Source organism: Mesorhizobium sp. M0052 (genome assembly GCF_040323255.1).
Taxonomy (GTDB): Bacteria; Pseudomonadota; Alphaproteobacteria; order Rhizobiales; family Rhizobiaceae; genus Mesorhizobium.
Genome location: NZ_JAMYUS010000038.1, coordinates 1 through 21,834, shown reverse-complemented (window position 1 = coordinate 21,834; position 21,834 = coordinate 1). Strand labels below are relative to the sequence as shown.

The 21,834-nt window shown below is 58.4% G+C and carries 18 protein-coding genes, 4 pseudogenes and 1 other annotated feature; of the genes and pseudogenes, 19 read left to right on the top strand and 3 right to left on the bottom strand.

Annotation, left to right across the window (positions count from 1 at the left end):
* Positions 1-140 precede the first annotated feature (140 nt).
* Both NKJ77_RS31025 and NKJ77_RS31020 read left to right on the top strand, forming a co-directional pair.
* Entirely contained in the window at positions 141-290 is a 150-nt protein-coding gene (locus NKJ77_RS31025) for a hypothetical protein (RefSeq protein WP_352536278.1), read from the top strand.
* A gap of 155 nt (positions 291-445) precedes the next feature.
* Positions 446-1,331: pseudogene (locus NKJ77_RS31020) on the top strand (IS3 family transposase); the annotation flags it as partial.
* Positions 687-803: a sequence feature (AL1L pseudoknot), on the top strand. Its footprint overlaps the pseudogene before it by 117 nt.
* On the opposite strand, the pseudogene NKJ77_RS32460 reads toward NKJ77_RS31020, so the two are convergent.
* A pseudogene (locus NKJ77_RS32460) lies at positions 1,310-2,763 on the bottom strand (IS30 family transposase). The pseudogenes NKJ77_RS31020 and NKJ77_RS32460 overlap by 22 nt on opposite strands.
* A 2-nt stretch (positions 2,764-2,765) precedes the next feature.
* Between NKJ77_RS32460 and NKJ77_RS31005 the strand changes: the two are divergent.
* The 3 genes and pseudogenes from NKJ77_RS31005 to virD4 form a co-directional block, all read left to right on the top strand.
* Positions 2,766-3,068: pseudogene (locus NKJ77_RS31005) on the top strand (integrase core domain-containing protein); the annotation flags it as partial.
* Positions 3,069-3,603: 535 nt separating this feature from the next.
* Positions 3,604-4,146, top strand: a complete 543-nt coding sequence (locus NKJ77_RS31000; protein WP_245261254.1) for a hypothetical protein — start codon at positions 3,604-3,606, stop codon at positions 4,144-4,146.
* Between the two features lie 229 nt (positions 4,147-4,375).
* Positions 4,376-6,121, top strand: coding sequence for a type IV secretion system ATPase VirD4 (gene virD4 / locus NKJ77_RS30995; RefSeq protein ID WP_286488985.1), 1,746 nt, complete (start codon positions 4,376-4,378; stop codon positions 6,119-6,121).
* Between the two features lie 691 nt (positions 6,122-6,812).
* Here the strand turns inward: virD4 and virG are convergent.
* Positions 6,813-7,538, bottom strand: a complete 726-nt coding sequence (virG, locus tag NKJ77_RS30990; protein ID WP_023685159.1) for a two-component system response regulator VirG — start codon at positions 7,536-7,538, stop codon at positions 6,813-6,815.
* A gap of 1,291 nt (positions 7,539-8,829) precedes the next feature.
* On the opposite strand from virG, the gene NKJ77_RS30985 reads away from it, so the two are divergent.
* From NKJ77_RS30985 to NKJ77_RS30920, 14 genes and pseudogenes are all read left to right on the top strand, one after another.
* Positions 8,830-9,615, top strand: a complete 786-nt coding sequence (locus NKJ77_RS30985; RefSeq protein ID WP_023673708.1) for a type IV secretion system lytic transglycosylase VirB1 — start codon at positions 8,830-8,832, stop codon at positions 9,613-9,615.
* Between the two features lie 74 nt (positions 9,616-9,689).
* On the top strand, positions 9,690-9,995 hold the full coding sequence (gene virB2, locus NKJ77_RS30980; RefSeq protein ID WP_023673707.1) for a pilin major subunit VirB2: 306 nt from the start codon (positions 9,690-9,692) through the stop codon (positions 9,993-9,995).
* Positions 9,995-10,321 (top strand): type IV secretion system protein VirB3, encoded by a 327-nt coding sequence (locus NKJ77_RS30975; RefSeq protein ID WP_023673706.1) that lies wholly within the window; start codon positions 9,995-9,997, stop codon positions 10,319-10,321. The genes virB2 and NKJ77_RS30975 overlap by 1 nt, the downstream gene beginning before the upstream one ends.
* On the top strand, positions 10,321-12,690 hold the full coding sequence (virB4, locus tag NKJ77_RS30970; RefSeq protein WP_023724243.1) for a type IV secretion/conjugal transfer ATPase VirB4: 2,370 nt from the start codon (positions 10,321-10,323) through the stop codon (positions 12,688-12,690). Before NKJ77_RS30975 ends, virB4 begins: the two co-directional genes overlap by 1 nt.
* Before the next feature lie 13 nt (positions 12,691-12,703).
* A complete protein-coding gene (locus NKJ77_RS30965) occupies positions 12,704-13,387 on the top strand; it encodes a TrbJ/VirB5 family protein (protein WP_023673704.1) in 684 nt (227 codons plus the stop codon).
* 58 nt (positions 13,388-13,445) lie between these two features.
* On the top strand, positions 13,446-14,333 hold the full coding sequence (locus tag NKJ77_RS30960) for a type IV secretion system protein (RefSeq protein WP_023673703.1): 888 nt from the start codon (positions 13,446-13,448) through the stop codon (positions 14,331-14,333).
* A gap of 27 nt (positions 14,334-14,360) precedes the next feature.
* Positions 14,361-14,519: a type IV secretion system lipoprotein VirB7 gene (locus NKJ77_RS30955; RefSeq protein WP_081726271.1), complete on the top strand. Its 159-nt coding sequence runs from the start codon at positions 14,361-14,363 to the stop codon at positions 14,517-14,519.
* Entirely contained in the window at positions 14,516-15,229 is a 714-nt protein-coding gene (locus NKJ77_RS30950; protein WP_023685154.1) for a type IV secretion system protein VirB8, read from the top strand. Before NKJ77_RS30955 ends, NKJ77_RS30950 begins: the two co-directional genes overlap by 4 nt.
* Positions 15,226-16,110 carry a TrbG/VirB9 family P-type conjugative transfer protein gene (locus NKJ77_RS30945; protein WP_023679588.1) on the top strand — a complete coding sequence of 295 codons (885 nt, stop codon included), beginning with the start codon at positions 15,226-15,228 and terminating at the stop codon, positions 16,108-16,110. Before NKJ77_RS30950 ends, NKJ77_RS30945 begins: the two co-directional genes overlap by 4 nt.
* Positions 16,103-17,242, top strand: a complete 1,140-nt coding sequence (virB10, locus tag NKJ77_RS30940) for a type IV secretion system protein VirB10 (RefSeq protein WP_023708086.1) — start codon at positions 16,103-16,105, stop codon at positions 17,240-17,242. The genes NKJ77_RS30945 and virB10 overlap by 8 nt, the downstream gene beginning before the upstream one ends.
* Positions 17,226-18,266: a P-type DNA transfer ATPase VirB11 gene (gene virB11, locus NKJ77_RS30935; protein ID WP_023673699.1), complete on the top strand. Its 1,041-nt coding sequence runs from the start codon at positions 17,226-17,228 to the stop codon at positions 18,264-18,266. The genes virB10 and virB11 overlap by 17 nt, the downstream gene beginning before the upstream one ends.
* A 717-nt stretch (positions 18,267-18,983) precedes the next feature.
* A complete protein-coding gene (locus NKJ77_RS30930; RefSeq protein ID WP_023673698.1) occupies positions 18,984-19,670 on the top strand; it encodes a response regulator in 687 nt (228 codons plus the stop codon).
* Between the two features lie 177 nt (positions 19,671-19,847).
* Entirely contained in the window at positions 19,848-20,009 is a 162-nt protein-coding gene (locus tag NKJ77_RS30925) for a hypothetical protein (RefSeq protein WP_373432818.1), read from the top strand.
* Between the two features lie 172 nt (positions 20,010-20,181).
* Positions 20,182-20,340 (top strand): annotated as a pseudogene (locus tag NKJ77_RS30920) (ATP-binding protein); the annotation flags it as partial.
* An 862-nt stretch (positions 20,341-21,202) separates the two neighbouring features.
* Here NKJ77_RS30920 and NKJ77_RS30910 read toward each other — a convergent pair.
* On the bottom strand, positions 21,203-21,834 hold a 632-nt coding region (locus NKJ77_RS30910), incomplete at its 5' end, for a TCP-1/cpn60 chaperonin family protein (protein ID WP_352536277.1).

The following is a 21,834-nucleotide window of genomic DNA, read 5'->3' as shown; positions in this document are numbered from 1 at the left end:
CCGCGACGTAATGGCTCCGTATGCGGACCGCATTTGTCGCCGCACCGGCGGATTGTCTCATACGAAACCACGATCCCGCTCCCAGGCCATTTCCTCGACGAGACACAGGCTCAAGGGGACCTGAAGGAGGGCCAGACCGGATGGGCGATGATCTGCGGCAGGAAACGATGGCGCTGCTTGTAGCTGACGGCATATCTTTCTCCCTTGTGTGTCTGCCAGACGAGCGGGCGGGCACGGAAGTGGTCGCGCTCTACTGCCAGACATACTCGTCCAACCTGATGAAAACCTGACTTGTACACCCAGCCCAAACAGGTGCGAGGGGTCGGTCTATTACCAAAGGCTCTGAGGGCTGATTCTCTAGGGTTCCCGCCCAGAATGATCCGTGACCCTTGTTGTGTACCGCCGCGGGTTGATCGGAGGCTCCAACTCCTGAGAAGGTGAAACCATGACAAGCAAGGCGACCAACAAGTTCTCTCCCGAGGTCCGGACCCCCCGCGGTGCGGCTGGTTCTGGATCACGAACGCGAGCATACGTCGCGGTTTCATCGATCGCCGCCAAGATCGGCTGCAAGAAAGCCGAGCGTGACGGCGGCGTGCGCGCCGGAGTTCCCACGGATGCTGCGACGAAACTGAAGGCTCTGGAACGCGAGAGCCGCGAGCTTCGCAGGCCAACGAGAGCAAGGCTTCCGCGTATTTTGCCCAGGCGAAGCTCGACCGCCGGTTCAGGCCACGATCGCGTTCATCGACGATCACCGCAAGGCGCATGGGGTTGAGCCGATCTGCAAGGTGCTGCCGATCGCCCCGTCGACCTACCACGACCATGTCGCCAAGCGCGTCGACCCCTGCCGGCTGTCGGCTCGGGCAAGATGGGATACAGCCTCGAAGGATGAGGTCCGACGGTTTGAGGCGAACTTCCGCGTCTACGGCGTTCGCAAGGTCTGGCGGCGGTTGCGTCGCGAGGGCTTCGAGGTCGCCCGCTGCACGGTTGCCCGCTTGATGAAGGCCATGGGCCTCGAAGGCATCTTCCGCGGCAAGCCGATCCGCACTACGGTGAGCGACAAGGCCGCACCTTGCCCTCTCGACCACGTCAACCGCCAGTTCCATGCTCCGGCGCCGAACATGCTGCGGGTCTCCGACTTCACCTGCGTCGCGACCTGGACGGGCTTCGTCTATGTCGCGTTTGTCGACACCTATGCCCGTCGGATCGTCGGCTGGCGGGTGAGCCGGACGGCGCATGCAGCCTTCGTTCTCGATCCCCTGGAACAGGCTCTCCATGATCGGCGGCCCGCGCGGGGAGGCGGGCTCATCCATCACAGCGATAGAGGCAGCCAAGGCGGATTCAACCGGATCGTCGCAACACCGGCATTATACTGTCCCCCAAGGAGCTGGTCGAGGAGTTCGGCAGGTGTTTTCCAGCCGAGCGTTTTGCGCGGTCTTGTGTTGATAGCATGGGCAACTGCGTCCAGTTCCCGGGCTGTGTGCCGACTGAGATCCGTGCCCTTTGGAAAGTACTGTCTCAGCAAGCCGTTGGTGTTTTCGTTGGAGTCTCGTTGCCACGGGCTTGGGGATCGCAGAAGTAAATCTCGAGCCCGGTGTCGATGCGCAGGTCGGCTGCTGCGCCATTTCCGCTCCATGGTCGCAAGTCAGCGACTGACGCAGTTGCTCGGGAAGTTTGCCCATGGATCGGGCTATGGCTCTGCGGACTGCTTCAGCGCCGTGGCCGGCAAGTGGTGGACCGTTCTTGATGCGCAGGCTCTGCTGATAGCCATGCATGCGCGGCAGGTGAAGCACGCATTGTGAAGCGTGAACTTCGTTCCACGAGCGTACCGATCGCCTAGCTTCCGAGGCCAAGGATGAGGTCGCCTTCCCAATGTCCGGGGACAGCCCGATCGGCAATTTCGGCCGGACGGTCGCTTATTATAAGGGCGTCTCCAATGAAGGACTTGTTGCCAACTCGGGCCCGTTCGCGCGGTACGCGCAACGCTCGGCCTGAACGCAGACATGCGGTAAGTCCTCGGCGCAATGCTCCGCGTCCTTGAATGTACAAGGACTGATAGATCGTCTCGTGGCTGATCCGCATGGTTTGATCCTCTGGGTAATCGATCTGAAGCCGATTTAGCGATCTGCTCGGGGCTCCAGGCTGCCGACCACCTCCGGCTCTGTCGTTTTTTCCATACCCACCTTGGGGCCCTCGAATGAGGCGCCATTGGGATTGGTGACTTTGCCGGCCAAGCGCTCCTCAACATTCACGCAGAGCCGGATTGACCGCCAGCTTGCCAGGAGGCCGCCGGGACTCACGATCGGCGTGCCATTGGGCGGCACTGGCCGGTAATCCAGATTGCCGCTGCGCGTCGCGGCATTGCGCCTGACCTCCCGCGAGATTGTGCTCGGCGGCCGACCTAGCTTACGAGCAATGGCCCGGATGCCGATTCCCTTGGCAAGCTCAAGCGCAATATCCTCGCGCTCCCGAAAGAAAGATATCGCCCCGAAGGCGGCTTCGCCCACGGCGCCAAATGCGTTGGCGGCATCCCTCCTGCACTCCGAACCAGCGCGGACCAAGAGGCGTTGATATACAGGCATCCAGTGCGGCCTCCTCGCTCGAACGTCCCAAGGCAATAGCTTGCCAGAACCGGAAGCGATTCTCACGCTGCCAGGCAGGCGGACGCCCGGGCGAACCTAGCTTCTTTCGAGTGCACCGATCTAAGCGCGTTGGTGAACCGTCATTGCAACCTCCAACCCTTGGTGTTGCGACGACCGGTTGAATCCGCCCAACACGTCAGCATTCAATACACCGAGCGCTTGGCGGAGGCCGGCGTCGAACCCGCAGTGGGCAGTGTCGGCGACTCTTTCGATAATGCTCTCGCCGAAACGATCAACGGTCTTTACAAGGCCGAGGTGATCCATCGACGCGGACCCTGGCGCTCATTCGAGGCCGTCGAGTTCGCCACGCTCGAATGGGTCGACTGCTTCAACAATCGCCGGCTGCTGGAGCCCATCGGCAACATCCCGCCGGCCGAAGCCGAGGCGCGCTACTATGCCATGTTGGATGGACCAGCCATAGCCGCGTGACTCAAACGAAACGGCCTCCGGAATGCCCGGGGCAGTTCACATCGCATTTGATGCCAGCTTCATCGTATTTTCTTCGGCTTGGACGGGCACTTGGCAGACCCACAGAGCTGGGAACCCTTTGCCATACTACAACTGTAACATCATATCGGTTTAGCAGGTCAAGCTTCGGTGATAACCTCATTGGGTAGAATAACTACTTTGGAGGCGAGCAATGGATCGCGATAACAAACGGGCACGTGCAGCTGCAAGATCATCTCAAGGCGGGGGGAGCAGTAGCCTCCGTGACGTTCCAGAGGGGCCATTGAGCGATGTTGCAGAACGGCTGGTAACCGCTAACCCGCGCGATACAGCGCGAAATCTTGGGGGCTTCAAAGGCCTCGGGACGCACGAGCGAACAGCCGTTCGGGGCACTCAACCCGGGCCAGAAACTGACCTCGCGAGATTTGAAAGGCGGACCAATCGGCTTGGACGATCAGCCATCAATCTGGCCGCGACATTAACAGCCGAATTGGGGTACAGCACGGATGACATAGCATTGCAGAAAGTCGGAGCGGCCAGTAATCTAGGCGATTACCTAACGCCAGGGCTGCAAGATGCTATTGTTAATCGCATTGGCAACATGGATCCGCCGTCGCAAGCTCTCGGAGCTTATTACGTTGCGCCACACTTCAGTAAGTTTACTGACGAAAACAAATCTCGCATTCTTGATCAGGCCATTGGATTGGCTTCTTCTGATCCGGATGGCAATGTCAGGATGATGGCATCCAATGCTATTCTCAACATGTATCAACAGTTAGACGCAAATCAACAGGCCCAAGCTCACTCAGTTTTTCCCGGCATGCAAGACATCTTGCCGCACATGCCGCCGCCGCAGCATGCAGCAGAGGAACGGAGTGCGAATCTGGACGGCCACATAGCAGGTATTGAGGCTGCAGTCCGTGATACAGTAGGCCCGCAAACCTCCTATGAACAGCTGCAGCGGGGTGCTCAAGTCGGGCGGTCCATAAGCCAAGCCTACAATCACGCCCGAGAGGACCTAATGGAGGCCACCCGAAGCAGAGATCGCTCCGGCCGTTGATGTCTCGGCCATGGTACAGTGACGCTTTCTCTCCCGAATTCCGTCTACGGCCTTGCCGTTTCCAATTCGCTGGCCGTTGACGTACAAAAACCACGTCTGCCGGGTGATGCGCTGCAAGCATCGCACCACCCACTGCGGCATCGATCTGTCGAGCGGCGACATCGCGCGACGCCGGTTCGGTCTCTGAAGCACGCGCAGCATTAGCTACGGCTAATCCGGCAATGGAACAATGCTTTCAACAAAAACGACGCCCCCCAACATAGCCATTAGCATCGCGTGCTCACTCGCCGTGGGCTTCTGTGCGGCAAGTCTTTACGCAACCTTCCGCCACGGCGGCAGCGGCGAGGCTCTGATGGCGTTTGATGTCCGTGCCTTTTGGTTTGAGACGCCCTTCTATTTGGGTTTCGCAACCCCCGTTTTCTATCGGGGCGCGGCTATCGTGCTCTCGACGTCCGCGGTCGTCTTGCTGATTCAGCAGATCGTATTGCGCCGCAAGCTCGAACACCACGGGACGGCTCGTTGGGCTCGAGTGGATGAAATGCGACGCACGGGATATCTGCGACGATACCGTGGCGTGACAGGGCCGGTGTTTGGGAAGACAAGTGGCCCTTTCTGGCCTGGCTACTACCTGACCAATGGCGAGCAGCCTCACAGCCTCATCGTTGCACCGACCCGCGCTGGCAAGGGCGTCGGCATAGTCATTCCAACGCTACTTACATTCAAAGGCTCGGTGATAGCTCTGGACGTCAAGGGGGAGCTCTTTGAGCTCACCTCGAGGGCGCGCAAAGCCGCAGGTGACGACGTGTTTAAATTCGCGCCGCTGGATTCGGAGCGGCGCACAAACTGCTATAATCCGCTGTTGGATCTTATAGCGCTGCCTCCACAGCAGCAATTCACCGAGGCCCGCCGTTTGGCCGCAAACCTGATTACGGCCAAGGGGGAGGGCGCGGAAGGTTTCGTCAGCGGCGCGCGAGATATCTTTGTCGCGGGAATCCTTGCCTGCATCGAGCGGGGCACGCCAACAATCGGCGCCGTCTACGACCTCTTCGCCCAGCCGGGGGAGAAGTTTAAGCTCTTCGCGCGACTCGCCATGGAGACTCAGAACAAAGAGGCACAACGCATCTTCGACGACATGGCGGGGAACGATACGAAAATCCTAACCTCCTACACTTCCGTGCTCGGCGATGGCGGGCTCAACCTGTGGGCGGATCCCGCTGTAAAGGCGGCCACAAGTCGCTCGGACTTTTCGGTCTATGATCTTCGCCGTCGCAGAACGTGCATCTATCTTTGCGTTGGTCCGAACGACCTTGAGGTGATCGCGCCTTTGATACGCTTGTTTTTTCAGCAAATCGTTTCGATTCTGCAGCGGTCGCTGGCCCGCCGGGATGAAAAGCACGAGGTTCTCTTCCTGCTCGACGAGTTCAAGCACTTGGGTAAGCTGGAGGCGATCGAGACCGCAATCACGACTATCGCGGGCTACAAGGGGCGTTTCATGCTCATCATCCAAAGCCTTTCGGCACTGACGGGGGCTTATGGAGAGGCTGGCAAGCAGAATTTTCTCAGCAATACCGGACTGCAAGTGTTCATGGCCACGGCTGATGACGAGACTCCGAACTACATTTCCAAGGCCATCGGTGAATACACGTTTGAAGCCAAATCGATTTCCCACAGCCAGGCGCGAACGTTCGACTGGACCATTCAGAATTCACATCAAGGTGCACCGCTATTGCGTCCCGAACAGGTTCGGCTGCTCGATGACGACTACGAGATTGTTCTCATCAAAGGTCTGCCACCATTAAAATTGAGGAAGGTGCGTTATTTCTCGGATCGCATTCTGAAACGCATCTTTGAACGCCAGACAGGCGCCCTCCCGGAGCCGGCGCCCTTGACGGGAGCAGAGGAGGCGCTCCCCGCCGAATCTCAACTCGATGACCCGCTGTGTGAATTGGCGCAGGACTTTGACGATACAGTTTGATGTGAGGCTGGTGTGGACCCCGCGAAAAAATCCATCCCGTGTAGCAGCTTTGTCGCAGGTGCAGGACGCCGGCTTGGAAGAGGGGCAAGCGGGCCAAGCCCGGCAAGTGGGCTTTGAGCAGCACGTGTCCGAGGCGCTCCGGCCGCTGTTCGATGGTCGAGCTGACGAGCCGCCAACCAATCCAGAGGAGCTTCTGCGACTGGAACAGGGGGTTTCGCGAGGTGCTTCAGCGAGGGCAGGATCATCAAGCCGCTTCGTCTTTTTTCAGCAACCCAGGGATGCCCGCTGGACGGGATGACCTCAACAGAAGCGTGTCGGAGGCTTTCGCAAGCTCTGGGACGCCGGAGTTCGGGCCGCCGCCCCCAGTCTTGGCTGCCAGCCAACAGCAGATCCGCCCTTCGCCGGATGAGCTTGACCAGGGCAACCACCTACCACCCGAGTGAGTCGTCCCAACAATGAACATTCACCAGCGCTGTTGTGGCCAGCGCAGACGCAGAGGGCCCTGAATACGCCGCAAGCCGTCGCCATTCAGCAGCAGCTGAGCGAAATCGGCAATTCAGGCGGCCGCGTGCATATGCAGAGAGGGGCTGATGCGATCTCCGGACCGGTAGCTCTCGCCGTAATTGATCAGGCTGGTACTGTTGGAAGGCTTGATCAGCCTCGTCACCCCAATCTCCAGCATAGCTCACTGTCACGCGGCCAACGTGCCTCCGTAGCTAACATCCACGTCAGCGTTGAAGAAGTACCCTGCGCCACGGGATGTTTTGACCAGGCGAGGGTTGGCCGCATCAGCCTCCAGCTTTCGGCGCAAGCGCATGATTAGGACATCGATACTTCGATCGTACACCTCTTCTCCACGCACACGGCTCGCGAGCAAAAGCCGTTCTCTGGATAGCACGTTGCGGGGGTTCTCCAGAAATGCGATCAAGAGATTGAACTCACATGCGGTAAGCTTGACCTCGCCACGCTCCGCACAGATCAGTCGCCGCTGCTTCACGCTGAGCTTCCAGGCCCCAAAGCGAAATGAGCGCTGCTCTCTGGTTCGCGGACTAGAAATGCGCTGGCGTAGCGCTACTCGAATGCGGGCCAAGAATTCGCGCATCCCGAAAGGCTTGGGAATGAAATCGGTTGCGCCGAGCTCCAGTGCAACCACTTTTTCCGCCTCATCAAGCCGGTCGCCGCTGATCACTATGATAGGAACATCCGATTTTGTCGCCAGATTGCGGACGATCGCAAGTCCATCCTCCCGGCCTAGGTTAAGGTCAACAACCACGAGATCGACTGGCTCACGTGAAAGAACATAGTCAAACTGCTTGCTATCGTGGACTGCGGTTACCTTCAGGGCATGCATCGTGAGATACTCGGCGATGAGGCGCCGCATTGCGGCATCATCGTCAATGACAAGAACATGTTTCAACGGCACACCTTCAATCTTGAATCCCCTTGTCTAAACCTGTTGCCGAGCAACCCTGGGGCACCGACCCAGAACAGCTGCTCCTTGATACCACTCGCCGTTGCGTGCGGCCAATGTGAGGCCGTGCTCGTCCTGTTCTTTTCATCCCCAGCGAATTGACCGCACCAAGGCAGCCCGTGGCCACCAGACAGGTCCCAGCGCCGACATGACCCTGCCGTGTGGTCCTTCGCTTTTTCGCTTCGAGCTCCCCCGTTGGTGCAGGCCTGCCAATATCACTCAAGTTCGACCTCATGGATGCCAAGTTTCCTGCTATGCCCTTGCATCCTGGTCATCCTGGAGTTTGCGGACCTGGATCATCTCGATATCATCCGGCTCGTGGATCCAGCTCGGACATGGTTGAGCAGCGCGGCGTTTGGCTTGATCGGAGAGGCGGTCGGCGGAAGAAGACCGTGATTCGCTGCAGCGGCCTTGTGCAAAATAGTGTGTCTCCTGCCAAGCCGGCTTCGTCCAAGGTGGCCGGCGGCCTCAAATGCTGTTCGGCGACCGGCAGGTCGCCGGTTGCGGTGAACGTCCGGGCTAACATTTCTCAGTTACTGCAACTCCTCCATCTTGAGCGTGTCACTATGCTTGTCCATTGCGCCGTCGGACTGCGTCAATGACGTGCGGTTATCTGCCGATGGGACTGTGCATGATCCACCCTTTGGCGGCGGCGGCCGAACAGCTGAACGAGGCTCGCACCAGGATGGGCTGCGCCGCCACGTCTTCCCAGTTGACCCTCGCCGCCGCGGATTTGCGCCTTCGAGCCAGCTTCGCGGACGAGCTCGCGTCTCAAGCAATGATCTGAGTATGCAGGGCCGCGCATGGCTGCTCTTTAAGGACCGGCAGCATACCGGCAAAGTTGGGCCGCTTTATCGCCTTAGTCGATTCCCCACGGTGATCCCGAGCCTGAACAAGCCCGCCAAGCTCCCCATTTTGTCCTTGGCTTGGCGCTGACAGAAGTACCGTCCATGACGCCAAAGTCGCGGCCCACACTCCAGGAGCAACGGACGGCCGGGACGAGCAATCCTGTAAAGGAGTCATTGTACCAAGATGCTCCGGATGTCGCTGGCTGATCGGGCCCGCGCCACCCACGCATGCGCAAGATGCTCACCCACGCTGATACGAACACGGTCTTTGCTTCAATTGAAACCGAAAAGCTGAACTTGAACATCACACAGTAACAAACCTCCCCGATAAGCGCGTGCCGGACAGGGCCAGAACCCGTCCGGCGGCTTGGAAAGGTAGGTGATAGGGAATGTTTATTGCAGCTTGGCCGCTGGCCATCGTCCTGATGACATCCATGTCACTCCCAGCCGAGCCCGCGCCACTTTCTCCGCGTGAGTTCCGCAGCCTGTCGCGCAAATGCGCCCCCTGGGTTGCGCCGTCCACCCTGGCCGCGATTGCCAAGATTGAAAGTGGCTTTGAAACGCTGGTGGCTCATGACAACACCACAGGTGAGCAGCTTCGCTGGATAGACCACCTGGAAGCCACGCGGGGCATCAAGGAACGCCTCGAAGCACAACATTCTGTCGATGTTGGATTGATGCAGATAAACAGCAAGAACTTTGCCATGCTCAATCTCACGCCGGAAAGGGCTTTCGAGCCCTGCGCCTCGCTTTCGGCTGCCGCCCACCTGCTTGAAAGCCGGTATGCCGGCGGCACCACTGCTGTGGCACAGCAACTGGCGCTTCGCCGTGCCATCTCGGCCTATAACACGGGCGACGTCACGCATGGCTTCGCCAACGGTTATGTACGCAAGGTCGAGTCGGCCGCAAAGGACATCTCAAGTCTCCTTGAGAGAACGCTGGAGCCGACTGCTCGAGATGTGCCGCACCTTGAGGCACCCGGTCGGAAAGCCGTGCCGCCTCTGCTCCAGCAGAGCCAACAGGCCAATAGAAAGAAGCAGCCCAACCAAGATTCTTGGGACATCTGGGGCTCGTATCAGCCAGACCGCTCCGGGGCCGATCCCTCCGATCCGACAGGCAGCCAGGCTGCGAAAGCACGGGAACCCTCGAACCCGAACAAACTCGTATTCGATTGAAACATGGAGATGCAATGATGACGCCACTCAAGATACTTCGTGCGCTTAAAACGCGTGTTCCTTCGCCTTTTTCCATGCTGCGCATGGCGGCTGAATATGTACCGGCCGCTGCTGCAGGCGCGGCGTGGACGGTCTTCTACAGCGGGCCAGCCGCGGCTCAGGTGACCGGAGGGACGGATCCTGCCAAGATGGTCCAGAATATCTGCACGTTCATACTTGGCCCCTTTGGACAATCACTGGCCGTGCTCGGGCTCGTAGCCATCGGTATCTCTTGGATGTTCGGTCGTGCTTCACTTGGCCTGGTTGCGGGTGTCGTTGGAGGGATCGTCATCATGTTCGGGGCCAGCTTCCTGGGCAAGGCGCTCATAGGCGGCGGCTGATGAGCGACCGGTTGGAAGTGAGCACCCTCTATGTGGCGGCGACGCGCCCCGCACTGTTTCTGGGGGTGCCGCTGACGCTGGCCGGATTGCTCATGATGTTGGCTGGGCTTGTTATCATTATCCTTCAGAACCCGCTCTACGAAATCGTTCTCGTGCCACTCTGGTTCGGAGCACGGCTGGTTGTTGAGCGTGACTATAACGCGGCAAGCGTCGTGCTGCTCTATTTGCAGACGGCCGGCAGAAGCGTGGACGGGCCGGTCTGGGGAGGCGCAAGCGTCAGCGCCAATCCGATCAGAGTGCCGAAACGCGGAAGAGGAATGGTGTAATGTTCGGCGCCAGCGGCCGGACCGAGAGGTCTGGCGAGATCTACCTTCCGTATGTTGGTCACGTAAGCGATCAGGTTGTCCTTCTGGAAGACGGATCGATCATGGCCATGGCACATGTGAACGGTGTGCCCTTTGATTTGGAAGACGCTGAGATGCGCAACTCGCGCTGCCGCGCGTTCAACACTCTCTTGCGCAACATCGCCGATGACAATGTCTCGATATACGCTCATCTTGTGAGACACAACGATGTGCCGGCGCCGGCGCCGCGCCAGTTTCAAAGTGCATTCGCTGGCAGTCTGAGCGAGGCCTACGAGCGTCGTGTGCTGTCGGGAAAGCTCTTTCGCAACGATCACTTCCTCACTTTGATCGTGTCCCCCCGCACCGCAATCGGCAAGATCGGCTTGCGGATTGCCAAGTCCCGCAGACGGAATGAGCACGATCTAGCCACCCAAATGCGGAGCCTGGAAGACCTCTGGCACATCACTGCTGGCGCACTCGGCGGTTACGGTCTGCGCCGGTTGGGCATTCGTGAGAAAGGCAACGTGCTCTTCACGGAAATCGGCGAGGCGCTTCGGCTCATGATGACTTGCCGGTTTCTTCCGGTTCCGATGGTTACCGGCTCACTTGGCGCCTCGATCTACACTGACCAGGTCATCTGCGGGAAGCGGGCGCTTGAGATTCGAAGGCCCGGGGATAGCTCCGTCGGATCATTGTTTTCGTTCCGTGAATATCCGGCGACGACGCGGCCGGGCATGCTAAATTCCTTGCTGTCCGCCAACTTCCCGCTTGTCCTGAGCCAGAGCTTTTCCTTCCTCACTCGCCCACAAGCTCATGCCAAACTAAGCCTTAAGTCCAGCCAGATGACGAGTGCCGGCGACAAGGCTCTCACCCAGATCAATGAACTTGCCGAGGCAGAGGACGCACTGGCAAGCAACGAATTCGTGATGGGTTCGCATCATCTGAGCCTGTGCGTCTATGGCGACAGCCTCAATAGCCTTGCAGATCGCGCAGCAAGTGCCCGCGCACGGCTGGCCGACGCGGGCGCCGTTATCGTCCAAGAGGGCATCGGCATGGAGGCCGCATATTGGTCCCAACTTCCGGGGAACAACAGGTGGCGCACGCGCCCGGGGGCGATCACCTCACACAATTTTGCCGGGCTCGTCTCATTTGAGAACTTCCCAAGCGGTTCCAGTTCCGGCCACTGGGGCAATGCTGTTGCGCGCTTTCGCACAAACGGTGGAACTTCTTTCGACTACATCCCCCATGAGAATGACGTCGGCATGACGGCAATATTCGGGCCCGTTGGCAAAGGCAAGACGACGCTGATGACCTTTGTCCTCGCGATGCTTGAGCAAAGCTTGGTCGATCGCAATGGTGCGATCGTCTTCTTCGACAAGGATCGGGGTGGTGAACTGCTGGTGCGAGCCACGGGAGGGACATATCTTGCGTTGCGCAGAGGCGCTCCGAGCGGCTTGGCCCCTCTGCGTGGACTGGACAACACCTCCGCCTCCCGGGACTTTCTGCGCGAGTGGTTGATGGCCCTGATCGAGAGTGACGGCCGTGGTCCGATCTCGCCGGAGGAAAGCCGTCGGCTGGAACGCGGCATTGTTCGTCAGCTTTCGTTCGAACCCCCTATGCGCTCACTTGCGGGCCTGCGCGAGTTCCTATTGCACAGCCCCTCCGAGGGCGCAGGAGCACGGCTGCAGCGGTGGTGTAGAGGGGGGGCGCTTGGATGGGCCTTTGACGGCGACGTGGACGAAGTAAGGCTGGATGCCTCCATTACGGGCTTCGACATGACGCAGCTCCTGGAATATGAGGAGGTCTGTGCACCGGCCGCCGCATACCTTCTGCATCGAGTGGGCGCTATCGTCGATGGTCGTCGGTTCGTCATGAGCTGCGACGAATTTCGATTCTATCTACTCAACCCCCAATTCTCGGCCGTTATCGACAAGTTCTTGCTCACGGTCCGCAAAAACAACGGCATGTTGATACTCGCAACGCAGCAGCCTGAACACGTTCTGGAATCGCCTCTCGGAGCTAGTCTCGTTGCGCAATGTATGACGAAAATTTTCTACCCATCACCGACGGCGGACCGCTCTGCGTATGTCGATGGCTTGAAGTGCACTGCGCAGGAGTTCGAGGCAATCCGCCAGGGAATGGCAATCGGCAGCCGCAAGTTTTTGCTCAAGCGCGATAGCGGGAGTATTGTTTGCGAATTCGATCTTGGGCAGATGCGCGAGTACGTAGCCGTACTCTCGGGGCGGGCCAACACAGTGCGCTTTGCCGACCAGCTTCGTAACCAGCACGGAGACGCCCCAAGTGGGTGGCTCGACAAGTTCATGGCCCGGTACCACGAAGTTCAAGACTGACGGAGGAATATTCATGAAATTTGCCAAACTTGCAGTAACGACCCTTGCTGCTTCCCTTCTGCTTCACGGACAGGCCCGTTCGCAATTTATCGTCAGCGACCCTGTAACAGAAACACAAGCGACCTTAACAGCGCTTTCCAATGCGGCGATCCTTGAGAGGTCAATCGAGACGCTCGCTACCACGATTGAAATGGTGACAATTCTAACGTCGTCATTCGCTGTCACGGGACTGCTAAGCTCACTTAACCAAGGAAATCACTACCCGTCGAGCAATAAGCTGGAGGAGCAGATGTTTGATGCTCGGGCGCCAGCTTCGATTATGGCCCGTAACATTGCGAAGGACCCAAATCGGATAGTCAACGGCACCGATTCAGAAGCGAAACTGTTACAGGGACAAATCGCCGGGGCCGCCAATGCCGCAGCTATTGCAGCCGACACTTTGGGCATGATGGACAAGCGCCTTAAGGATAACGCCGGCACGCTTGGTCAGCTTTCCCGCTCGGGAAATATTATGCAGGCCACCGTGACCAACGGCCTGGTCCTCAAGCAGATTCACGATGCGATGATCCAAAATGTCCAGGCCACGAGTCTGCTGACAATGGCCACTGCACAAGGGAGCCTTCACGCCGTGGAGGAGGCCGCCACGCAGCGTCGCGAACATCAGGACACCGCTAATATGTTTAGCATCCTCCCGTAAACCACACAGAGTTCATCAGGCTCAGCTGCGCTGATCAGGGACACATCAGGCTCACGCCATGAATTTCAAAATTCCCGCGCCATTCACGACTATACACACGATCTTTCATGGGGCCTTCACGTCCGGGCTGCACAAAGTGCTTGAAAACGTCCAAGCGGCGGTCAGTGCGCCTCTGGTTGCGTGTGTCACGCTCTGGATAATAATCCAAGGCTGTCTGGTCATGCGTGGTCAAGTCGATGCGCGCGGGGGTATCTCGCGCGTAATCATGGTGTCGATTGTCGTCGCCCTTATCTTAGGGCAGGCCAACTATCAGCAGTACATTGAAGCGCTCTTCGACGACACGATTCCGAGGTTGGCTCACGACATCAGTGGCAGCGACTTGCCCTTCATCGGAATCCCCCAGAAGCTCGATCTCATGTTTGCTTCAAGCCAGTATGTCTTTCAGCTGATTGCTTCCGAAATTGGGCCTATGAACGGCCAGGACATACTTGCTTTCGAGGGAGCGCAATGGATTTTCTACGGCGCGCTGTGGACAGCGTTCGAGATCTACGATGCCGTTGGAATTCTGACGAAGGTGCTCTTGACGATCGGCCCCCTGGTCCTTGTAGGCTACCTTTTTGATCACACTCGAGACATAGCCACCAGATGGATCGGCCAACTGCTCTCGTACGGGCTGCTGCTTCTCCTCCTCAACATCGTTGCAACGATAGTAATCGCTGCCGAAGCAGTCTCGCTGGCAGCCATGCTTTTGATGATCAAATTCTCGGGCACGACAGCAGCCAAGATCATCGGGCTTTACGAGCTCGACATGCTTTTCCTAGCTGGTGACGCTCTGATCGTCGCGCTTCCGACGATCGCCAGCAGCATCGCCGGCGGCTCTTGGGGAGGTGCGAACCGACCTCTTAACAGCCTCAATCGCCACTTTGCCAAAACGGCGGGTGCTTAATCAATCGACAAGCTCGGTGCCAAAAACATGAAATATTGCCTACTTCTGTCAATCCTCGCTTTGGCCGCCTGCAAGACGAGCCATGGGCTTGCGACATGCGCGGGTGCCCCATTCCAACTGAACGTGGGACAATGGGAAACCACCCCTGAGGATCTTCGGGTCGAATGCGCGGAAGAGCCAAAGTGAAAGTTCCTGAACATGCCCTTCTGGTGGAGAGAGAAACGCTAGCCGCCCACTATAAGAAGGTGGAAGCGTTTCAAACTTCACGAGCGAAGTCTGCGCGGCGCCTGTCAAAGGCCCTGATAGCCTTTGCCGCAGCGGCGGTCCTAGGAAATGTTGCACAGGCATTTACCATTGCTGCCATGGTCCCGTTGGCCAAGCTCGTACCTGTGTTCCTCTGGGTCCGGCCGGATGGGACCGTCGACAGCGAAGTGTCAGTCTCTCGACTGCCGGCAACCCAAGACCGAGCCGTCATAAATGCTTCGCTGTGGGAATATGTACGCCTGCGCGAGGGGTACACAGCAGATACAGCCCAATACGCCTATGACCTCGTATCCAGTTTCAGCGCGCCGGCTGTGCGACAGCAATATCAAGATTTCTTCAACTATCCGAATCCCACCTCCCCGCAAGTCACGGTCGGCAAACGCGGCAAGCTCGAGGTCGGGCATATTTCTTCAAACGACATCAGTCCGGACGTTCAACAGATCCGTTACAAACGTTCGCTTGTTGTCGATGGGCAGATGCCGATAGTGACCACCTGGACAGCTACCATCCGCTACGAGCGCTTGACGGGTCTGCCTGGGCAATCGAGGCTCACCAATCCGGGAGGTCTACTCGTCACTTCCTATCAAAGCTCGGAAGATAGCGTATCGAACCTGGGCTATGTGCAGCCATGACAAAAAGAGCGTTTCTCGCGCTGGTCTGTTCACTCTTCTTAACGATGGAAGCGTCCGCGGAAGACACACCACTTGCCGGCAAGCACGATGCGCGCATGCGCTACCTGGCTTACCGTCCTGACGAAGTGGTGCGCCTGTCTACCGCAGTGGGGGCAACGCTGGTTGTCACATTCGCGGCCAACGAGACAGTCGCAGCCGTGGCCGTTTCCAATAGCAAAGACCTGGCTGCGCTCCCGCGCGCCAACTATCTCTTTTTTAAGGCTAGCCGGATGCTCCCGCCGCAGCCGGTCATCGTGCTGGCCGAGAGTGAGTCCGGTACACGGAGATACGTCTTCAGTATTTCAACGAGAGCGATGCCAAAACTCGATGAGCAGCAACCTGACCTATACTACAGTGTGCAGTTCACCTATCCTGCTGATGAGGCTGCTGCTCAGAGAAAGGACGCAGAAAGGCGCTCGATTCTTGGTCAGGCCCGGGCGAAAGTGCTGCGCGACGAGAGAGTTCAGGATTTGTTGAATCGGCCCGCCGCAACTACCAGTCCGGACGAAAGCAATTTTCACTACGTCGCAAAGGGCGATCGATCGCTGGCGCCGCTGGAAGTTTTCGATAATGGCTTTACCACCGTATTTGGCTTCGCAAGCAATTCCCGCATACCCTCCCTCTACATTATCAATCCCGACGGCAAGGAAGCCGCTGCCAATTACACGGTCAAAGGAGACTATGTTGAAGTATCCGCAGTCGCCCGGGAATGGCGTCTGAGAGATGGCAATACGGTCTTGTCCATTTTCAACAGGGCTTATGACCCTGTGGGACGAGCGCCAGGGACCGGTACAGTGACACCCGACGTGTGGCGCGTTTTGAAAGGCCCGGCCGATGAATGAAACCGGCCCACAGTCGGGACATGATGTCCATGCCTCAGGATCGATGGTCTCGGAGCCGGCCCGCCGGCATGTTTCGGGATTGCAGAAGTTGGCCGTCGCTGCTCTTGTTCTCATCTCATCTCTATCGCTCATCTGGCTCGGCGGTCGTCCCAGCACACAAGACGAGCCAACTCAGCCAAAACCTCCAATTGTCGCCGACGCCGAGCCATTCCGCCCCGTGCCGATTGAGATTGCTCCCGAAGCTCCAGCACCCGTACAGGCGGCGCAGGCAGGAGATTCTGCGCCATCCACGCCGCCTCCGACGCCAGCTGATCCGCCGCCGGAGGAAACACCAATTTTCGCCTACAGTGGCAGCGGTCAAATGCCCAACGACGGTCAGCGGAGCGAAGACAACCATAGGGATGCTCCCGCGACCTCGCATGAGATTTCAGACGCTGGCGATCTGACGGGGCGATTGAAACCAGATATACAGGAGCCAAGCCGGGCCACACTTTTGCCGCACCCTGATCTCGTGATTACCCAAGGAACGATAATTCCCTGCATTTTGCAAACGGCAGTCGACACAAATTTACCGGGTTATGTGAAGTGCGTCTTACCTAAAGACGTCCGCGGCGCCACCAACAACGTGGTGCTTTTGGATCGCGGGACGACCGTGATTGGCGAGATCCAGCGTGGTCTCCAACAGGGGGATGCGCGTGTCTTCGTGCTGTGGACGCGCATCGAAACGCCTGACCATGCCCTCGTTTCGCTAGCGTCGCCGGGCGCTGACGAGCTCGGCCGCTCCGGAATGCCTGGCACGGTGGATAATCACTTCTGGCAGCGCTTTGGCGGAGCAATGCTCATGAGCGTCATTCAAGGCGCGTTTCAGGCCGCCGGTCAATACGCTGGCAGCTCAGGTGGAGGAAGCGGCATCAACAGCTTCCAGAGCAACGCCGGACAAGCCGTTGACACGACCCTTAGAGCAACGATCAACGTTCCGCCAACTCTGAAGAAAAACCAGGGAGATGCTGTATCCATCTTTGTGGCTCGGGACCTCGATTTCTCAGATGTATACGATCTTAGACCGATCGCCGTGGCGCCAGCCCCCCAACATCGCCAACGCCGGAGAGACAACAATGCGACCGGAGGCTGACCCTCAATTGCGTTTGCTTCTCAACCCTGTTTTGAAATGGCTTGAGGAGCCAAGGACCGAAGAGGTCGCTATCAACCGGCCTGGGGAAGCCTTTGTCCGACAGGCCGGCGTTTTCACGAAACATCCGCTGCCGCTATCTTATGACGATCTGGAGGACATCGCGATCCTCGCTGGAGCGCTGCGCAAGCAAGATGTCGGACCGCAAAGCCCCCTCTGTGCGACTGAGCTGCCGAACGGAGAGCGGCTGCAGATCTGTTTGCCGCCCGCTGTTCCCTCAGGAACAATAAGCCTGACGATACGGCGTCCCTCAAGTCGTGTGACCGAACTCAAGGAAGTTTCTTCTCGCTACGAATACTCGCGTTGGAATCAATGGCGGTCACGAAAGGAGCGCCAAGAGCGGCAGGACGAAACGATTCTTCAGCACTACGACCATGGTGACTTGGAGCAATTTTTGCGAGCATGCGTTTGCGGGCGGCTCACGATGCTGCTTTGCGGACCTACTGGAAGCGGCAAAACGACAATGAGCAAGACTTTGATCAACGCTATACCCCCGCAAGAGAGGCTGATAAGTATCGAGGACACGCTCGAACTTGCAATCCCGCACGAGAACCATGTCCGGTTACTTTATCCGAAGGACCGAGCAAGCGTAGGTGCGGTGACAGCCGAGCAACTGTTGCAAGCCAGCTTGCGCATGCGCCCTGATCGAATATTGCTTGGCGAGATGCGCGATGATGCTGCTTGGGCCTACCTTAGCGAAGTCGTCTCCGGCCATGCGGGATCAATATCAACGATTCATGGGGCGGATCCGGTCCAAGGCTTTAAAAAGCTCTTTTCACTCGTCAAGAGCAGCCCGCAAGGAGCTGCTGTGGAAGACCACACGCTTCTTGACCTGCTGTCGGCTGCCATTGACGTCATTGTGCCGTTCAGTACCCACGGCGACGTGTATGAGGTGGGGGAGGTGTGGCTCGCCGCCGATGCCCGGCGACGCGGAGAGACAGTAGCCGACCTTCTTAACAAGCACTAAGGCTAGAGCACGTCGGGGATCGGTAAGTCGTTTGTGATACGATGGCGTAATTTGTTCAGATTGAACGTCCACTTTGATTTGAGGGAGGTGGATAATGGGAGGAGGACTGGGCGTAGACCTTCGGTCACAAGTCTGAAGTCTTCGGGCGCCCTGTCGGCGCGGCAAGTTGCGGCACGATTCGACTGGGTGTATCGAGCGCGTCCGCTGAATTGCGCGGGCGACGCTCACCGAGCTGGTGCCGATGCCTGCTTCAAAAGCGGCATCGACACCCGGCAGTCGTACCCTTGATTTACCTAGCCGCGCTCAATGAGTGTCTTCAAAGCCGCCGAACGTGGTTCGGAATGACCGGTGGTAAATCGGGAAGTGCCATATAGGGAATCCTCCTGGTATTGCCTCCAGGGGGTCCTCTCAATGAACAAAGCCGCAACCTGCCCTTGCGACCTCAGCTGGATGTTGCGACGCAACCCATAGGAGGATCGATGCGCAGAGAAATCGCAGGCAGAGTCGGTGGCATTGTGGGCCCGCCGACCGACGGTTTCAGCCCGTCAACAGGTCTTCACGTGTTCCATCCCCGACTATTGCAGGCGTGCGGCTTGCATGCTCCCGCGATCACCCATCGGAAAGAGCGTTACGAACACTACGAAGAGTTGCGCGACTTCCGCTGTCGCCCCGGTCATACAGCGGACGGTGACCTGTCCGACCTTGATAGGACGTGAAATGCGAACGCTGCTCATTGATCATCATGTGGATCTTACGCGCGCTGTGCGAGTTGCGCTCGGGGATAGCGGTTTTGCCGTTGATGTAGTTGGCAACCTGGAACAGGCATCGAGGGCATTTTGTTGCGCAACCTATGAAATTCTCCTGCTGGAGTTGGCTCTGCCAGATGGCGATGGCTTGGGCTGGCTGAGACAGCTAAGGAGCAACGGGCATTCAGTTCCAACCCTCATTATGAGTAGCATCAACGATCTCGAGAAGCGGATTGCAATTTTCAACGGTGGCGCGGACGACTTTCTGCTCAAGCCCGTCTCTTTCGATGAGCTCATCGCCAGAATGAGAGCCATTCTGCGCCGGTCGACACAGGTGACCGACCCCATCGTTGTATTTGGCAATCTCAATTTCGATCCGATCGGCCGACAGGTTTCCGTCTCGGGTCATCCTCTGAAGATCGCACGCCGCGAACTATGTATTTTAGAGCATCTGCTTATCCGTGCAGGCCGCATCGTGCCTCGTGCGCAGTTGGAAGATCACCTCTATTCGTTCAACGACGAGGTATCTGCCAACGCGCTTGAAGTCGGAATCTATCGCTTACGTGGACACCTGAGAAGGTCAGGTGCAACGCCACGTATCACGACCATGCGCGGCATTGGTTACATTCTTGAATTGACTGAGGCGGCATCCGCATAGTTGGTCTAAATTGAAAGAACAGTCTGCCTGCCCGTCGTCAGGGTGAGCTTGTGGCCATAATGGACATCGCGGCCGCCCTTGACGATGGTGTCGGCATGCGGTTCGAACGGCTCTGTCGCAAACCTTTTTGTAAGCGAGCATGGCAAGAAAAACGCCTCAGCTGTGGAGGAGCACGTGATGTTCAAGGGCCGCCATTTCGACCAGGCTATCGGCTTCAAGTCGCATGCGAACGACGTGGTTATCCTCTCCGGCATCGAGATGATCCACATGATGGGCAAGCGACAGGCGAGGTATGCCTACAAGGCTGTCGATCGCTGTTTCGATCTCCTCGCTGCCTGACGGACAGGCCGAAATGGCCGTTCACAACCCCATTTCCAGGTTTGCGACAGAGCCTTTTGTCGGCGTTGCCGGCTTCGAAGGGCCGGTGCGCGCCGAGCGGATCAAGATCACCCCCGGCCACCTTGCTGCGGCCACTCGCCGAGTACGAAGCGGCGGCCGGAGGGAGCTGGTGATGACGACCCTGGATCATGACCTGCTGATCGCAATCCTGGATCGGCTGAAGTTGACGGCGATCCGCGACCAGCTCGACACGCTCATGTCGAGCAAGATCGCGCAGTTCCCGTTTGTCCGCGAACTCGACGGCTTCGGCTTCGACGCGCAGCCATCGGTCTGCTTCAGCCAAACGTATTCATAGGTATGGGACAGGCTGCTATGTCCGCCACCCACGCCTGCTCCGAGGCCCTCCAGGGCAATGGTCTGAGACCTGGGCTCAAGCCCTTCGGCGAGGAGGATGAGACGCCGCTGGAGCTCGGGTGCAAGCGCTGCCACGCCCGCTCCGAGGCCCCACAAGGCCGTAGCGCAGTCGTCGGGGTCACGAGGCCCCTCGGCCATGACGACGAGACGCTGCTGGAGCCCGGTTGCAAGGGCTGCCACAGATGGCCTGAACCTGAATCCGCCTTTCTTGAGGCGTTGCGACTATCATCGCGGCGACACGCAGCTCTTGATTTGTGTGCGAAATCCTCAGCAGATCCATCGGGCTGAGCCGCTCAGCAATATCAACGAGAATGTCCAGCGGCAGATCAAGGATACTCAGAGGAGGAAACGCTCTTGAGGCTCAGAGCGCGTCTGCTCCACTATAGATCAGGATGATTCACCGAGTCCTTCAACGCCAGCCGCCGGTTCCGATGAGAGAATTGTCCCTGATATCACGCTCGATGGAGTTAAATGCCGAGATGGGCGCCTTGCCACGCTCCTCAATGCCCCTCATGATTCACCGCCTATAGCTACCATGAATGAACCATCGTGATTGTCGCGCAGCGGAATCCTCAAGGATCGGGCAGTTCGTAGGGGGCGCCGGTTTGACCAGGTTGAGCCCGCGAATTGCTCGATCAGACAAGATCCTAATTCTCGACCATGCGGTGAGGCTCGAACGAGATCCTCGGGACGCACTCCAAGGTTTCGATCATGTTCGGCACACAAGGAAAGGGCGGCATTGCTGCCGCCCTGTCCGCTGTAAGTTGATAGGGGCTGGATTAAAAATCCATACCGCCCATGCCGCCCATGCCGCCCATACCGCCGCCGCCCATGCCGCCAGGCATGCCGCCGCCAGCTGACTCCTTCTTGGGAGCCTCCGCGATCATGGCTTCGGTGGTGACGAGCAGGCCGGCGACCGAGGCCGCGTCCTGGAGGGCAGTGCGAACGACCTTGACCGGATCGACGATACCCATGGCGATCATGTCGCCATATTCGCCGGTCTGGGCGTTGTAGCCGTAGGTCGCGCCCTTGTTGTCGAGGATCTTGCCGGCAACGATCGAAGCTTCCGCACCTGCGTTCGAAGCGATCTGACGGGCCGGAGCCTGCAGTGCACGACGAACGATGTTGATGCCGGCAGCCTGGTCGGCATTGACGCCGGTGACCTTGATGTTGGCCGAAGCGCGCAGCAGTGCGACGCCGCCGCCTGCAACGATGCCTTCTTCCACGGCCGCGCGGGTCGCGTTGAGGGCGTCGTCGACGCGGTCCTTCTTTTCCTTGACTTCGACTTCCGTCGCGCCGCCGACGCGGATCACCGCGACGCCGCCCGCGAGCTTCGCCAGACGTTCCTGCAGCTTCTCCTTGTCGTAGTCCGACGTGGTCTCTTCGATCTGCTGCTTGATCTGGGCAACGC